Source organism: Amycolatopsis vastitatis (assembly GCF_002234595.1).
Taxonomy (GTDB): domain Bacteria; phylum Actinomycetota; class Actinomycetes; order Mycobacteriales; family Pseudonocardiaceae; genus Amycolatopsis; species Amycolatopsis vastitatis.
Map to the genome: position 1 here is coordinate 1 of NZ_NMUL01000056.1, position 14239 is coordinate 14239.

Below are 14239 nucleotides of genomic sequence, written 5' to 3' on the forward strand. Positions count from 1 at the left end.
CGGTGAGCAACGCCGGCGGCTTCACCAACCTGCAGACAGTCGGTGGATTCAGTACTGGCTGGACTCTCGTCACCTTGGCGTCCACCTGACGCTGTGGCTCCGTGGTGGGTGCGCACCCCTCAGTCAGCGCACCCACCACGGAAAACCGTGGGTCCCGGCTCGTAGCCGAGCCGGTCGATCGCCGCCGTGATGTCCAGGGTGCGTTCCCTCGCGAACTGGCTGATGACGTACCGGTTCAGCCGGCCGTGCGGGAACACCCTCGCGAACGGGGACAGCAGCCAAGCCGGCAGGTAGACCGGCCGGGCCCGCACGCCGGCCGAAGCCAGCAGGCCGCGCAGGGCCCAGTCGATCGTCACCGGGGCGCTGTCGGCGATGTTGAACACCCGCTGCCCCGGCGCCGCCACGGCCGCCGCGAGCAGGCAGGCGCGGGCCAGACTGTCCACATTGGTCATGCTGACCAGCGGCGTGCCGGTGCCGGGGACGAGCAACCGGGTGCCGCGCAGGTTCTCCAGCAGCCTCGGCAGGAGGGTCGTGTCGCCGGCACCGTAGACGGCATGGGGTCGCAGGACGACCGGGTCGCGGCCGACGGCCAGCACGAGCTGTTCGGCCGCGGCCTTGGCCGCCGCGTACACGTTGAGGTAGCGGCGCACCGGAGCTTCGTGCTCCTTCGCCCGCACCGTCGGCCGGTACGGGTCGTACACGCTGCCGCTGCTGACGTGGACTACGCGGCAGCCGGGGAACGACGCCACCACGTGGTGGGTTCCGAGCAGGTTGGTCCGCCACACCTCGCGGGCCACGCCGGTGTCGGTCGCGGACGCCGCGCAGTGCACCACCGCGTCGACTCCGGGCGGGTCGTCGAGCTTGCCGCCGATGTCCCACGACCGGTACCGGGCACCGCCGATGTGCCCGGGGTCCGCCGTCGCGCGCCTGCCGAAGGCCGTCACCTCCCAGCCCGCCGCCGCGGCGGCCCGGCACACCGCTCCGCCGACGAAACCGGTCGCGCCGGTCACCGCGATCCTCATGGCGTGGCCGCGGTCATCAGCTCGCGCAGGCGACGGCGGTCGAGCTTGCGGGACCGGCCCGACCGCGGCAGTTCCGGCAGGACGACGATGCGGTCCGGCACGGCTTCGGCGTCGATGAGCCCCGGCAGCTGCCGGCGGAGCCGCCGGACGAGACGAGCCGGATCCACCGCCGGGTCGGCCACGACCGCGAGCACCACGGTCTCGTCCTCGGTCACCGGGTCCGGTGTCCCGACCATCGCCGCTTCGCGGACTCCGGCCAGCAGCGCGATCGACGGCTCGTACAGCCCGGGATAGATGTTGTACGTGCCCCGGATGAGCATGTCCTTCTTGCGGCCCGTCATGACGATCCGGCCGTCGTCGTCCAGCCGGGCCACGTCGCCGGTGGCCAGCTCGGTCAGCGGGGGCGCACCGAGGTAGCCGAGGCAGGCGTTGGGCGCGGACACCAGCAGTTCGCCGTCGCCGGCGATCCGGGCTGTCACCCCGGGCGACGGCATCCCGAGCAGATCCCCCGGGAGCCCCCGCTCGATGTGCGCCAGCTTGTCCTCCGCGCGGGCGACGGCGAGCGGGATCGCCTCGGTCATCGCGTAGATCGACAGCACTTCGCCGCCGGGCACCGCGGCCAGCGCCTGCCGCAGCACGGCGGGTGCCGCGGGTGCCGACCCCATCACCAGGTGACGGACGTGCTCCGGCCACCGCGGAAGGACGCCGAACACCTCGGCCAGGTGCACCGGCACCCCGTAGGCGTGGGTCACCCGCCGTGCCGCGAGGTCGCGGGCGAAGCGCCCGGGCGGCGCGGACGGCTTCGGCAGCGACAGCCGGGCTCCGCCCAGCAACGCGGGCAGGCCGGCCATGATGCCGTCGGCGTGCATCACGTCTCCGGGCGCGAACGGCAGGTGCTCGCCCAGCATCGTCACCGCCGAGGTGAGCGACCGCAGCGTGTGCACGACACCCTTCGGCTGCTCCGTGGTGCCCGAGGTGAACACGATCAGCGCGGGCGCGTCCAGGTCCGGTTCCCCGGCCTCGGCCGGCGCCCGGCCGAGCAGCTGCTTCAGCGACAGGGCCGACCGCGGCACCCCGGGCAGCCGGCGTCCGATGTGGACGTACCGGATGCCGCGGTCGCCGAGCGGCTGGCGCAGATCCGGCACCGGCCAGCCCCGGCGGCGGCAGAAGGCGCGGGCCGGCCCCACGACGCTGGTCGTGGCGAACAGCGACTCCGCGATCAGCCAGCGCGGGCGGCAGGCCCGCAGCCGTGCCGACACCAGGGCCGGCCCGACGGCCGTGTCCGCCGAGATGAGCACCGCGCCGGCGTGCAGCACCCCCAGGAACAGGCCGATCGCCGTGGCCGAGTTCCGGACGGCGAACAGCACGCCGTCGCCGGGCTCCAGTCCCTCGGCCCGCAGTCCGGTGCTCACCCCGAGCGCGAGGCGGCGCAGTTCGCCGAAGGTCGTCGTGCGGCCGTCCGGATCGATGACGGCGACCTCGCCGGGCCGCGATTCGGCTTCGCTCAGGAACCGGGTCACGAAATCGTTCATGCGCGGCTGACCTCCAGGCGCCGGTAGGCGGGAAAGAGCACCCCGCGTTCGGCACGGCGTGCGGTGATCCGCAGCGGCGCGCTGTCGAACAGGGTGCCGAGGATGGCGTGGATCTCGGCCGTGGCCAGCGGGTAGCCGAGGCAGAAGTGCGGCCCGGCCCCGAACCACAGCCGCCGCAGCTCCGGCGGGTGCGCGCGGGCGAGGTCGAACCGGCCGGGTGCCCTGGCGCAGTTGAGAGCCGACAACACGACCCGGTCCCCGGCACGCACCTCGACCCGGCCGATCCGCCCCGGCCGGACGGCGTTGCGCAGGATGATCGGCGCGGGGGTGATCAGGCGGGCCGACTCGTCGATCGCGGCCTCCACCGGCCGCGTGTCACCCCGCCGGTGCGCCGCGGCGACGCCGGCCAGCTCGCCGTGGTCGTGGAGCACCGCGACCATCCGGGGCAGCAGGCTGGTGATCGTCTCGGTGCCCGCGATCAGGAACGCCGACGCGAGCCCCCGCGCCTCGGCCTCGGTCAGCCCGAAGCCGCGCATCCGGCCGACCGCCGTGTTCTCGTCCCCCTTCTCCCAGGCCAGCGAAGTGGTGACGCCGATTTCCGCGACGATCGCGCGCGCCTTGGTGATCTGCGGCGCGCTCAGGCTGAGCCGGCCCAGCTTGACCAGGCCGATGATCGCCGTGGCCTGGCCGGTCATCCGCAGGTATGCCGCCTCCCGTTCCGCCGTGGAGCCCGTGACGGTGAACCCGACCAGCGCACTGGTCACCGCTCCGGCGACGATCTTCGTCGTGCGCACGACGTCGACGGGACGGCCACGGCGCAGCGTCTCGGCTGTCCGGGCGAGCGGCTCCGTGCACGCCGCGTCGATCAGCCGGCGGACGTAGGCCGGCGTGAAGAACTCGGCGAGCTTGCGCCGCATGGCCCGGTGCTCGGGGCCGTCCATGTTGACCAGCATCGAGGAGCCGAAGACCGGGGTCCACAGGTCCGCCTCGGTGCCGCCGCCGCTGCGGAAGGTCCCGGTGTCGGTCAGCACTTCCCGGGCTGCCGAAGCTTCGTTCACGACGATGCCGAGCCCGGGCACCCGCACCACCGGGCCGAGCCGGCCGAGGAGGCGGACCACCGGGTACGCCAGCGGGTGCGCCGCCAGTTGCAGCCGCAGCTCGTGCGCGCCCGCCCTCATCGCACGTCCACCGTTTCGCCGCGGTAGCCGTGGCTGGTGTACCAGGCGAAGGTGTTGCGGATGCCCCACGCCTTGGTCCGCCGCTGCGACCAGTACACGACCATGTCCCGGCGCCGCCCGTAGGCCCGGGTGACGCGCCGGACGCGGTTCACCAGCGTGCGGTCCTCGTGGTCCTCCTCGATGCACGACCGGGGATAGCCGCCGCACAGCTCGTACAGCCGCGCGGTGATGGCCGTGTTCCCGCCCGCGCAGAGCAGGTACGGCCCGAGGTACCCGGGCCCCCGGTTGGCGCGGCGGAACCGCGCGGTGTACCCGCCGAACGCCACCAGGAACGCCAGCACGGCCCGCTCCGCCATGGGCACGGCGAAGTCGTCGGTGCGCGCCTTGAACCGGCCCCCGATCAGCTCCAGCCCGGACGCGAAGCCCCGCATGACGGCCTCCGTCCACTGTGGATCGACGAGGCAGTCCGCGTCGGTCCGGGCCAGATGGGTGGCCCCGTTCTCGATGGCCTGGCGCATGCCGGTGTCGCAGGCGGCACCGGTGCCCTTCTGCGGCTCGCTGATCACCCGCACGTCCAGCTCGGGGTGCGCGGCGGCGAACGCGCGGACGACGTCGGCCGTCGCGTCCGTGCTCGCGTTGTCCACCACCAGCACGGTGAAGTCGCGGTGGCGCTGGGCGGCGAGCGACCGCAGCGGCCCCTCGATCCACTTTTCCTCGTTGTACGCGGGGATGATCACCCACAGCCGCGCGGTCACGACGGCAGCTCCGCGAACACAGTGCCGACGCTGATCCCGCCGGCGAGCCCGATGAACGCGACCTTGTCGCCCGGGCCGCACCGGCCCGACTCCAGCGCCAGGCTCAGCTGCAGCGGCAGGCTGCACGAGGCCACGTTGCCGTGGTCGGCGATCGTCACGACGAGCTTGTCCTCGGGCACCCCGCTGCACTCCAGGAACACCCGCAGGTGCGGCACACCGACCTGGTGCACGCAGAACAGCGCGAAGTCGTCCCGGCTCAGGCCGGTGCGGGCCAGTGCCGCGTCCAGCTGCGGCCGGATCCCGCGCACGACGGACTCCATCAGGGTGCGGCCGTCGCCCCGGATGTAGCCGTCGGCCACCGGATTGCGGAAGTTCGCGCCGCCGTGCCCCGGGATCGAGCTGACGTCCCAGCACGACGAGTCCGCCGAGAAGTCACGGTAGAAGATGCCCGGTGCGGGCGAGGACTCCAGCAGCATCGCGGCCCCGGCGTCGGACAGGGTGTAACCGGCCAGGGAGTCGACGAACTGCTCGCGGTCCGCGACCGACCACCGGACCACCCGGGAGCCGGTCTCGCCGGTGCACACCAGGACGCGGCGGTACTGCCCGGAGAGGATGAGCGCTTCCGCGACCTGCACCCCGTTGAGGAAGCTGTTGCAGGCGTTCTTGACGTCGAACACCGGGCAGGACGCGCCGAGCTTCGCGGCCACGACGTGCGCCGTGGCCGGTTCGATGAGGTCCTGGGAGGCGGACGCGAACACGAGCAGGTCCACCTCGTGCGCGCCCAGCCCCGCGCCGGACAGCAGTTTCGCGGCCGCGGCCGCGGCGAGGTCGGAGGCGAGCTCCCCGGGAGCGGCGCGGTGCCGGGTCTTGATCCCGCTGAGCTTGCGGATCGCCCCCGGCCGGGGCGTGAAGCCGGGGCTCTCGCGGTGGATCCGGTCCTCGATCTCCCGGTCGGCGACCAGGGCCGGGGGCAGGTGGGCGGACACGCCGCCGATCGCCACGTTCAAAAGACTGTCCTTTCTAGACACCGGTGAACGCCAACGTCACGTTGTGCCCGCCGAAACCGAACGAGTTGCTGATCGCCGCGGTGAGCGGGCCCCGGCGGGGCTCGCCGGCCACGACGTCGAGGCCGATCCGGTCGTCGAGCGTGTCGAGGTTGGCCGTGGGCGGCACCACGCCGTCCCGGACCGAGAGCACGGTCGCGATCGCCTCCACCGCACCGGATCCGCCGAGCAGGTGGCCCAGCGCCCCCTTCGGTGCGGTGACCACCGGGCCGTCGCCGAGGACGCGCCGGATCGTGACGCTCTCGGTGAGGTCACCCAGCGGCGTGGACGTCGCGTGCGCGTTCACGTGGCCGACGTCCCCGGCACCGAGTCCCGCGCGGTGCAGCGCGGTGGTGATGGCGATGCCCTGCCCGGCGCCGCCGGGGTCCGGCGCGGTCATGTGGTGGGCGTCGTTGCTCATGCCCGCGCCGCCGAGCCTGCCGTGCGCCTTCGCGCCGCGGGCCGCGGCGAAGTCCGCCCGCTCCAGCACGAGGATGCCGGCTCCCTCACCCAGCACGAAGCCGTCCCGGCCCGCGTCGAACGGCCGGGAAGCCGTCTCCGGGCTGGCGTTGCGGGTGCTCATCGAGCGCGCCCGCGTGAAGCCCGCCATGATGGCCGGGGTGATGCAGGCGTCCGTGCCGCCCGCGACCACGACGTCGGCTTCCCCCGCCACGATCATCCGCCAGGCCCACGCGATCGCCTCCGCCCCGGACGCGCACGCAGACATCGGGGCGTGCACCCCCGCCCGCGCGCCCAGCGCGAGGCCGACCAGCGCGGCCGGCCCGTTGGGCATGATCATCGGGATCAGCTGCGGCGACACCGCGCGCCACCCCCGGTCCCGCAGGGCGTCGTGCTGCGCGACCAGGGTCGTCGCGCCGCCGATCCCGGTGCCGATCACCACGCCGCAACGCAGGGGATCCACCGTGCCGGCGGCCAGGCCCGCGTCCCGGCACGCCTGCCGGGCCGCGACCACGGCCAGCTGTTCGGCCCGGTCCATGCGCCTGAGCTCGACGTGGTCCAGTTCCCCGTCGGGTTCGACAGCCAGCCGCGCGGCGATGCGCACCGGGAACCGGTGCTCCCGCGTCCACTCGGTGTCCAATGTGGACGCGCCCGCCCGCCCGGCGAGCAGCCCCTGCCAGGTGGTGGGCACGTCACCGCCCAGCGGGGTGGTCGCGCCGACGCCGGTGACCACGACCTCGATGTCGTTGCGCGGCAGGCTGTTCACGCCGCGGCGCGCAGGTAGTCGGCGACGTCGCCGAAGGTCTGCAGGTGCTGGAGGCCGTCCTCGGGGATCGTCAGGCCGTAGCAGTTCTCGATCTCGTCGGTCAGTTCGACCATGGCCAGCGAGTCGATGTCCAGTTCGTCGCGCAGCGACAGACCGGTCAGCGGGCGTTCGGCCGACATCGCCACGGGGTCGGTGCCGGACACCTTTTCGATGAGCTGGGCCAAGGTGCGCTCGACGTCGTCTGAAGGGCTCACGAGTTACCTCTCACGATGGACGGGGCGGAGACAGCGGGCCGGACAGCCACGACGAGCAGGCTGGCAACGGGCGCTGACCGACCGCTGACGGATCGGCCCGTTTCCGGCCCCGTTGTGCGCCGCGCACAACCGGTTCGCGGCACCTGCCCAGCCCGCGGGGCTATGGTCGGCTGATGCCGGGGCATCCGCACGCATCCAGGAGGGTCATCCGTGAGGTGGCCGCCGTCGTCCTCACCGAGCTGTCGTCCTTCGCCGACCGGCTGGAGGAGCGGGCTGCCGCCGAGGAGAAGACGTTCTACACGCGCGGCGACCGGGTGGCGCCCGCGGACATGCGGCAGTCGTTCATCGACAACGCCCGCAGCGTGCTGGTCCTGCTGACCGACGGGTTCGGCACGCGGACCGACTGGATCGCGGCCCCGCTGGCCACCGGCCGCCGCCGCGCCGAACAGGGCGTGCCCCTGGAAGCGGTGCTGCACCTGTTCCGGGTGGGCACCGAGCTGCTGTGGGAGACGCTGCTGGCCGCGGCCCGCCGCCGGTCACCGGACGAGCTGGACGAGTTCGTCGGCAGCGTGATCGTGCTGTGGCAGGCGACCGACCGCGTCTCGACGGCGATGGTCGAGGGGTACCGGTCGCGGGAGATCCAGCTGCGGGCGCGGGCGAACCGGCGCCGGGAGCAACTGGTCCGGGTGCTCGTCGAGGGCCGCGGCGCGGATCCGGCCGTGGCCGCGGACGCCGAGACCGGCCTGGGCCTGCCCGGGCACGGCCGGTACGTCGTGGTCCTGGTGGCCTGCGACCTGACGGCCGAGGACATGGTCCCCGTGCCCGAACTCGCGGCGCTGGGGGTTCGCGTGGTCGTGGCACCCTACCGGGACCGGGTGGTGTGGCTGGTCGAGCTGGGCGGGGTCACCGCCGACCGGCTGGCCGGCCTGCTGACGCCTCACCTGCACGACCGCGCGGGCCTGTCCGGCGAGGTCGACGGCCTGGCCGAGATCGGCATCGCCTACCAGCTGGCCGAAATCGCGCTGCAGACCCAGCCGCCGGACGTGCCGGGCCTGGCCGTGCTCGACGACCGGTTGCCCGAGGCGCTGGTGGCCGCCAGCCCGCGGCTGGCCCACCGGCTGGCGACCCGGACCCTGGGCGGCGTCCTGGCCCTGGAAGACGAGGAACGTCAGGTGCTCCTGGAAACGCTGCGGGCGTGGTTCCGCGCCGACCGCTCCGCCACCCGAGCCGGCGAACTCCTGTACTGCCACCGGAACACGGTGCTGAACCGGCTGCGCAAGCTGGAGCAGCTCACCGGCGCGTCCCTGGAAGACGACCGCCACCAGCTGTGCTGCCGCCTGGCCCTGATGGCCCAACGCGAAAAGCCGTGAATGCCACAGCACCGGACTTGACGTTCCGGCGATCTTGGCAGCGCTGCCGGTGTTCGCTGCTCACCTCGACTTCCTGGTCATCAGACAGCAATGTCCAGACCCGAGCCTTCAGCCGGGGCGGAGAAGTGTGTGTTGCGCGTCGAGTCGTTCCGGGGTGAAGGTGATGCCGGTGACGGCTTCGCCCAGCGCGAGCAGCCACGGAGCGGCGTTGCCTGCCGGTGCCGGAAGGGACCTGGTGTAGGAAGCCAGGGGCGTCGGAACGTCGCCTTGGCCGGGCCGGATCACGTTGACCTCGTGGCCGGGTCGGGCGTAGTAGGCCAGCTGGTTGCCGCGCGTCTCCCAGCCGACGTTGAGCACTGTCGTGTGTGGCCGAAGAGCGTCGACGATCTCGTGCGCGAACGGGCTCCGGTTGAACGCGATCGCGATCGTCCAGTCGTCTTCGCGTCGCAGCGCGACCTGTTCGGTGTCGGTGAGGGACACCGGTCCTGCGCCGAACGCGATGCCACCGAACGCCGCCGCGATGGTGTCGAGTTGGGCACTTCGCGCGTAGGTGATGGAGGCGGCGAGGCCGAGCCAGTGATCGGTGATCCATGCGTGGCGTTCCAGCGGGCCGCCGGTACTCGCACGGGCGCCGTCCGCGCCGGAAGGCGCCGGTGGGCTTCCCAATAGCTCCAGGAAGCGGGCGAGCATCGGCGCCGGATCCAGGCGGTCCAGTTGCTTGGCGAGTTTCGCCGCGTCGATCGTCTTGAATGCGGCAGTGAGCGGGTTCGGTGCGGTTCGCAGCGCGCGTACGGCGTCCAGGGCGACGAGCTGGAGGCGGTCGGCCCCCGATGCGTAGCTGCCGTAGCCGCTGGCGCCGGCCTCGTAGCGGGCCATCCGGACCAGCTCGTCGAACTCGGTGTCCCCACCGGGTACCCCGGCTGAGGCGACCACTTCGTCGACGGCGGCACGGGCGACCGTCAACAGCAACTCGTCCTCGGCGCGATGCAACGCGGCGGCGAGCACCGGGTGCTGGTACTCCAGCGACTCGAACCCCGGCGTCACCGGGTGCACGTCCTCGAGGTGTTCCGCGATCGGCGCGACGAGGACCTCGCCGTCCAGCCAGTCTTCGGTGAACGTTTGCCCGGTCAGCCGCGCGGCGAGCAGCAGCAGGCCCGTCCGCCAGTGACCCGCCTCCCAGTCGATTTCCGCGACCAGCGGCGCCAGGCAGTCGGGGTCCTCGCCTTCCTTCCACGAGTCGGCGCCCGCTTCGAACGCCGTCTCGACGCGGCCGTCGACGGCGTAGCTGAACCTGGTCAGTGCTTCGATGTTCCAGAATGCGCTCACCGTCTCGCCGAGTCGCGACACCCGGCGCAGGACCTCGGGTCGCGAGCCCTGGAAGCCGTTGACTTCGATCGCGACGACGTACTCGCCCTGGCGGCACACGGCGACCGCGTACGCCTCGTCGAGGTCGTTCCCGGCCTCCGCGAACGGGATGGTCCGGGCCTCGCCTGCGACTCCGCCGAAGCCGCGCATCACGGCGTCGACGTCTGTCGTCTTCACCATGGTCACGCAGGCGGCTTCACCCAGTGGGCTCGTCGTCAGCCAGTCGAAATCATCCTCGGTCACCACTCCTTTGTAGCGGCCTGGACACAGAGCTGCGAGTCGGTTCACGCTTGATCAGCCCCAGCTTCACCGACAACCACGTACGCAGATCGGCAAGCTCCCGGCGCAGCGAGTCCCGTTCCGGAGGCCACAGGTGGATCATTGGAGACCCAGCATCCACAGAACCGTTGGAGGGATCCGATGGCTGTCGGAAGTGCGCAACGCCGTCAGGCACGCACGCCCCGCATCGAGGCACAATTCTCGTCCGCGCACGTCAAGGCGGCGCTTGATCTGCTGGACCTGGCGGACATGGCGTGGCACGACTGCTACGGCCCGCGCGAACTGGAGATACCTTCGCAGGTTCTCGAGGACGTACTGCTGCTGGCGGAGGGTGATCTCGCGAAGCTGATCCGAATTTCTCGAGCGGCCGTTTTGGACTTCCGAGACGTCCGAATGGCCGCGGACGACGAGCGGGCAAAGAGCCGGTAAGAAGCTTCCCGCCGTCTGCTCGGCATCACCTCGGCGCACCCTGACCTGCGGCGATGGCCAGCGGGACGCTGTGATCGGTACTGTCTGCCGATGGGGTTCACCGAGCGGGCGCGCAGGGTGCGTGACGGGCAGCTGGCGCATGGCCGGCGGGTCGCGGCGTTGTGTTCGTGCGTGGGCTTGTATCACCCGATCGGCCACCGGGCGACGTTGAGCTTCCTCGGTGAGGTGGCTGGGCCGTATCAGCACCACGAATCGGCTCTGCTGCGGGCGCTCGAGGCGTTGGAGGCCAGTCGCGCGGTGTGGCGCGAGGAGGTCGCTTCGTACATCAACGCACGCGTGAAGCAGAAGCGGCTCGGCCGGCGTGTGCCCTCACCCGGCGATCCGCCGCCGAGCAGGATGGGTGGGCACTGGTACGCCTCCACCCCGGACGTGTCGCGCCGCGCTGCGCTGCACGCGCTCAAACTGTGGGAGCGGGACCAGCGGCCGGACTCGGCGAACCCAGAGGTGCGGTCCATCGTGCGAGGCTGCATCGCCACCGGCGGGCGGTTGACGGACGAGCAGCTGGACATCGTTTCGCGCCGACGAACGTTGGACGAGCCCGAGGAGGTTCGCTGGCCGATCACGCTCGTGGTGTCCGCCCGCGGCGTGGTCCGGGCGTGACTCGCCGAGCTGAAGCCGCCCGTCTCGTGGCTGGACGCCGCTGTGTCTGCCGAGCGAGCGGCGAAGCCGCCGGAGCAACGCAGTCAGCGTTTCCCGCTCGCTGTCCCACATCGGTCAGTGATCAGCCGGGACCAGCGCCGTGCCCAGGTTTTCCACCGCGAGGTACGGGTTGAGGAGCGGGTGCCTGCTGCCGACGGCGACGTCCCGCCAGAAGCGCTGCAGGACGTTCGACGTCGCGAAACCACTCGAACCGTGCAGGTCGAGCATCCGCTCGACGGCGGCCCGGCAGTCCCGGCCGGCGTCCGCGAGCGCCATGCGCAGCCGCGGACCGTCCACAGGGGACAATTCGGCGGAACTCGCTTCGCGGGCCACCTCCAGCATCGTCCTCTCGGCGCGGTCCACGAGGTAGCCGGCCTCCGCCAGCCAGTGGCGGGCTCCCGCCGACTCGCCCATGCGCGCGTACGCGGTCATGAACGGCTTGCGGTCCGAAGCGAACATCGCGTCGACGGCGTCGAACGCCCCTCGGGCGGCGCCCACCACCGGGCCGAGCACCGTGATGGCGTACAGCATCGCGTCTCCCAGGGGGAAGGGCGCCGCCGCCGCGATCCGCCCGTCCGGCACCAGGACGCCGGCCGCGACCAAGGTGTGGCTGCCGGTGCCGCGCATGCCCGCCATGTCCCAGGTTCGCTCGACGGCGAGTTCGGCCGTCGGCACCACCGCGAAAGAGAATTCGCCGTCCACCAGCACGGCGAGCGTGGCCCAAACAGCGTCTTCACAGCCCGAGACGTTCGGCCAGCGGCCGGTGACGCGCACCCCGTCCGGCACCCGCTCGCCCCGCGCGCCGGGCACCCCCGAACCGCAGAAGAGCGCGTCCGGGTCGGCGAAGAAGTCAGGCGTCGCGGAACCGGTGATGGTGCCGGCGGCGAGGTTCTTCGACGTGACGCAGGTCCCGGCGACCCACGCGGTGGACGGGCAGGCCCGGCCGAGGCCGGTCAGCCGTCGCGCGACGGTCTCCGCGTCGGCCCATTCCCCGCCGTGCTCCCGCGGCGTGCGCAAGGCGAAGACGCCGTCCTCGCGCAGGGCAGCCAAGCCTTCGCCGGCCGGCCGCTCGTTCTGTTCCACTTTCCCGGCATGGGCGCGCAGGACGTCCGTGGTTCCGGCGTTCGCGTATTCGATCACTCCAACGACTCAAGCACCGTCCGCGCGCGGAGTGCCATGCGCGTCCGGCACCGGTTCATACGCGGCTGTGCGTCGTTAAGATCGCGGGTATGGACCTGATCAGCGAGGTGATCCGCAGCGTGCGGGTCGGGAGCGCCGGCGCTCGCCTGATCAGGCAGCCGCCTTCGGCGGGTCTCCGGTTCGCCGCGTTCGACGGCAGCGGCTTCCACATCATCACCCGCGGCACCTGCTGGCTGGTCGGCCCCGGCGAGCCGGTGCCCCTGCGGCCGGGCGACATCGTGTTCACCTCGTCCGGCGCCGAACACGGGCTGAGCCAGGTGCCCCGCGCGCTGCGGGACCTCCCGCTCGTCGAACCGGGCGCGCACCCGCCGGCTCCGGAGCCCGCGGCCTTCGAATTCCTGTGCGGGGCCTACCGGCTCGACCACGGCCACGCACCCCAGTACCTGCGCGCGCTGCCCGACCTCATCGTGGTGTCACCGGACTACGACCGCCACCCGGAGCTGCGGTCCCTGATCGACCTCCTCACCGCCGACGTCTCCGCCGCCAGGCCGGGCTCCGGCGCGACGCGACGGGCACTGCTGGACCTCGTCCTCGTCCAGGTGCTCCGGCAGTGGCACGAGCAGGACACCGCGGCCGGGTGGCCGGCGGTCGCCCACCCGGGGATCGCGGCCGCGCTGCGCGAGATCCACGAAAACCCGCACCGGCCGTGGACGGTGGGCCGGCTTAGCGAGGTCGCCGGGATGCCCCGCACCGCCTTCTCCAGGCTGTTCACCACCGCGGTGGGACGACCGCCGGTGAGCTACCTGACCGGCTGGCGGCTCGCTCGCGCCGCCCGGCTGCTCCGGGAAACCGACGCGTCGCTGGCGAGCATCGCCCCGAAGGTGGGTTACTCGACCGAGTTCGCCTTCTCGGCGGCCTTCCGCCGCGAGTACGGCGTGTCTCCGGGACGGTTCCGCAGTGCGGGACCGTCCCGGACCGCCGCGGACGCCCACTGACCCCGGCCTCCTGCAGCGCCGGCCGTCCACGGTCACCTCAGTGGATCTGCCGATCGGCTTCCCGAGCACCACGACCGGGGCGGGCGGCGCTGCCGAACGTCCGGGTCGAGGAGACGCCGAACTACCTTGCACGCCGGCCGAATTTCAGAGTGGCCGCCGAAGTCACCTTGACGAACGACAAGCGGCCTCCAGCGACCGACCGCGCAGCACATTTTGGCATCGTTGCAACACTCGGCACTGAGACAGTGACGTTGCAATGGATTTTCTCCGGTGTAGCCCGTTCTGTTCCGCGCCAAGCTGTCCAGAGTGACCACACGCCGTGGTGGATGGACGCCGAAGCCTTGGCGACTTCCGACGATGTACGCGAGCAACGCAATAAGTACAAGTCGCCGTTGCTCAGTGCCTCCCTGCGGGTTGGCATCGTTGCCAGCAGTACCGCACGCGCACTGCCCAGCTTCATGCAGACTCGGCGGGCCACCGGAGCGCGGCGAGGTCGCCAACCCTCGCGGCCCTGGTTCAGCCGGCCGCGGCCACGTCTCCGCCGCCAGCACAACCCGAAGATCAGCCATTGACCCGCCCAGAGGGTGGGTACAGGTACGACAAGGGTAGGGCCGAGATCTTTTGACGGCGCCCGGGCCGCCCACGTTGACAGCTCGGCTTCACGCTGGGCAGGCTTGAGAGGGACGAAGAAAAGCACGTAGGGTGAGCAGGGAGTTCAGGTGAACCAAGAGCGGATCGCCCAGCGATTGCTCAGGTCGTCGGCCAGTCGATCCTACGATCCGCAGGTGGATATCGATTGGCGTGCGCCGATCGACGAAGACAAGCTCTACTTCCCGACGCGCCGATTGCCTCTGTACGGCACCCCGCTGTGGGAGTCACTCTCTCCCGAGCAGCGGATCGAGGTGGCGCGCCAGGAAGCGATCACGTTGTCGTCTGTGATCATCCATGCGGAG

15 protein-coding genes are annotated in these 14239 nt (G+C 72.0%); 6 read left to right on the plus strand and 9 right to left on the minus strand.

Annotated elements, in window-relative coordinates; translation table 11 throughout:
* Positions 1-119: 119 nt before the first annotated feature.
* The 7 genes from CF165_RS40940 to CF165_RS40970 are packed head-to-tail and all read right to left on the minus strand — an operon-like array spanning position 120 to position 7009.
* Positions 120-1010, minus strand: a complete 891-nt coding sequence (locus CF165_RS40940) for an NAD-dependent epimerase/dehydratase family protein (protein WP_240522036.1) — start codon at positions 1008-1010, stop codon at positions 120-122.
* Between the two features lie 8 nt (positions 1011-1018).
* On the minus strand, positions 1019-2554 hold the full coding sequence (locus CF165_RS40945; protein WP_093952968.1) for a class I adenylate-forming enzyme family protein: 1536 nt from the start codon (positions 2552-2554) through the stop codon (positions 1019-1021).
* Positions 2551-3732 carry a cytochrome P450 gene (locus tag CF165_RS40950; RefSeq protein ID WP_093952969.1) on the minus strand — a complete coding sequence of 394 codons (1182 nt, stop codon included), beginning with the start codon at positions 3730-3732 and terminating at the stop codon, positions 2551-2553. Before CF165_RS40950 ends, CF165_RS40945 begins: the two co-directional genes overlap by 4 nt.
* Complete coding sequence (locus CF165_RS40955) at positions 3729-4487, minus strand: glycosyltransferase (protein WP_093952970.1); 759 nt, start codon at positions 4485-4487, stop codon at positions 3729-3731. The genes CF165_RS40950 and CF165_RS40955 overlap by 4 nt, the downstream gene beginning before the upstream one ends.
* Positions 4484-5488 (minus strand): 3-oxoacyl-ACP synthase III family protein, encoded by a 1005-nt coding sequence (locus CF165_RS40960; protein WP_240522038.1) that lies wholly within the window; start codon positions 5486-5488, stop codon positions 4484-4486. Before CF165_RS40960 ends, CF165_RS40955 begins: the two co-directional genes overlap by 4 nt.
* Before the next feature lie 19 nt (positions 5489-5507).
* A complete protein-coding gene (locus tag CF165_RS40965) occupies positions 5508-6755 on the minus strand; it encodes a beta-ketoacyl-[acyl-carrier-protein] synthase family protein (protein ID WP_093952972.1) in 1248 nt (415 codons plus the stop codon).
* Positions 6752-7009 carry an acyl carrier protein gene (locus tag CF165_RS40970; RefSeq protein WP_093952973.1) on the minus strand — a complete coding sequence of 86 codons (258 nt, stop codon included), beginning with the start codon at positions 7007-7009 and terminating at the stop codon, positions 6752-6754. The genes CF165_RS40965 and CF165_RS40970 overlap by 4 nt, the downstream gene beginning before the upstream one ends.
* 215 nt (positions 7010-7224) lie before the next feature.
* On the opposite strand from CF165_RS40970, the gene CF165_RS53545 reads away from it, so the two are divergent.
* Positions 7225-8379 carry a PucR family transcriptional regulator gene (locus CF165_RS53545; protein WP_093952974.1) on the plus strand — a complete coding sequence of 385 codons (1155 nt, stop codon included), beginning with the start codon at positions 7225-7227 and terminating at the stop codon, positions 8377-8379.
* A gap of 108 nt (positions 8380-8487) precedes the next feature.
* Here CF165_RS53545 and CF165_RS40980 read toward each other — a convergent pair whose 3' ends face one another.
* Positions 8488-9987, minus strand: coding sequence for a DUF6461 domain-containing protein (locus CF165_RS40980; protein ID WP_093952975.1), 1500 nt, complete (start codon positions 9985-9987; stop codon positions 8488-8490).
* Positions 9988-10164: 177 nt separating this feature from the next.
* Here CF165_RS40980 and CF165_RS40985 point away from each other — a divergent pair, with 177 nt between their 5' ends.
* Complete coding sequence (locus tag CF165_RS40985; RefSeq protein ID WP_093952976.1) at positions 10165-10452, plus strand: hypothetical protein; 288 nt, start codon at positions 10165-10167, stop codon at positions 10450-10452.
* Between the two features lie 90 nt (positions 10453-10542).
* On the plus strand, positions 10543-11112 hold the full coding sequence (locus CF165_RS40990; RefSeq protein WP_240522037.1) for a hypothetical protein: 570 nt from the start codon (positions 10543-10545) through the stop codon (positions 11110-11112).
* Between the two features lie 114 nt (positions 11113-11226).
* On the opposite strand, the gene CF165_RS40995 is transcribed toward CF165_RS40990, so the two are convergent.
* Entirely contained in the window at positions 11227-12291 is a 1065-nt protein-coding gene (locus CF165_RS40995) for an acyl-CoA dehydrogenase family protein (RefSeq protein WP_093952977.1), read from the minus strand.
* Positions 12292-12380: 89 nt separating this feature from the next.
* On the opposite strand from CF165_RS40995, the gene CF165_RS41000 reads away from it, so the two are divergent.
* From CF165_RS41000 to CF165_RS41005, 3 genes are all read left to right on the plus strand, one after another.
* Complete coding sequence (locus CF165_RS41000) at positions 12381-13286, plus strand: AraC family transcriptional regulator (RefSeq protein WP_093952978.1); 906 nt, start codon at positions 12381-12383, stop codon at positions 13284-13286.
* 149 nt (positions 13287-13435) lie between these two features.
* Positions 13436-13858, plus strand: a complete 423-nt coding sequence (locus CF165_RS50685) for a hypothetical protein (protein ID WP_143268801.1) — start codon at positions 13436-13438, stop codon at positions 13856-13858.
* A gap of 147 nt (positions 13859-14005) precedes the next feature.
* On the plus strand, positions 14006-14239 hold a 234-nt coding region (locus CF165_RS41005; protein ID WP_143268802.1), incomplete at its 3' end, for a diiron oxygenase.

Bases quoted from the DNA above. Each gene is read 5' to 3' on its own strand.
- CF165_RS40945 (WP_093952968.1), bottom strand. From the start codon at position 2,554: ATGAACGATTTCGTGACCCGGTTCCTGAGCGAAGCCGAATCGCGGCCC.
- CF165_RS40950 (WP_093952969.1), bottom strand. From the start codon at position 3,732: ATGAGGGCGGGCGCGCACGAGCTGCGGCTGCAACTGGCGGCGCACCCG.
- CF165_RS40985 (WP_093952976.1), top strand. From the start codon at position 10,165: ATGGCTGTCGGAAGTGCGCAACGCCGTCAGGCACGCACGCCCCGCATC.
- CF165_RS40990 (WP_240522037.1), top strand. From the start codon at position 10,543: ATGGGGTTCACCGAGCGGGCGCGCAGGGTGCGTGACGGGCAGCTGGCG.
- CF165_RS41000 (WP_093952978.1), top strand. From the start codon at position 12,381: ATGGACCTGATCAGCGAGGTGATCCGCAGCGTGCGGGTCGGGAGCGCC.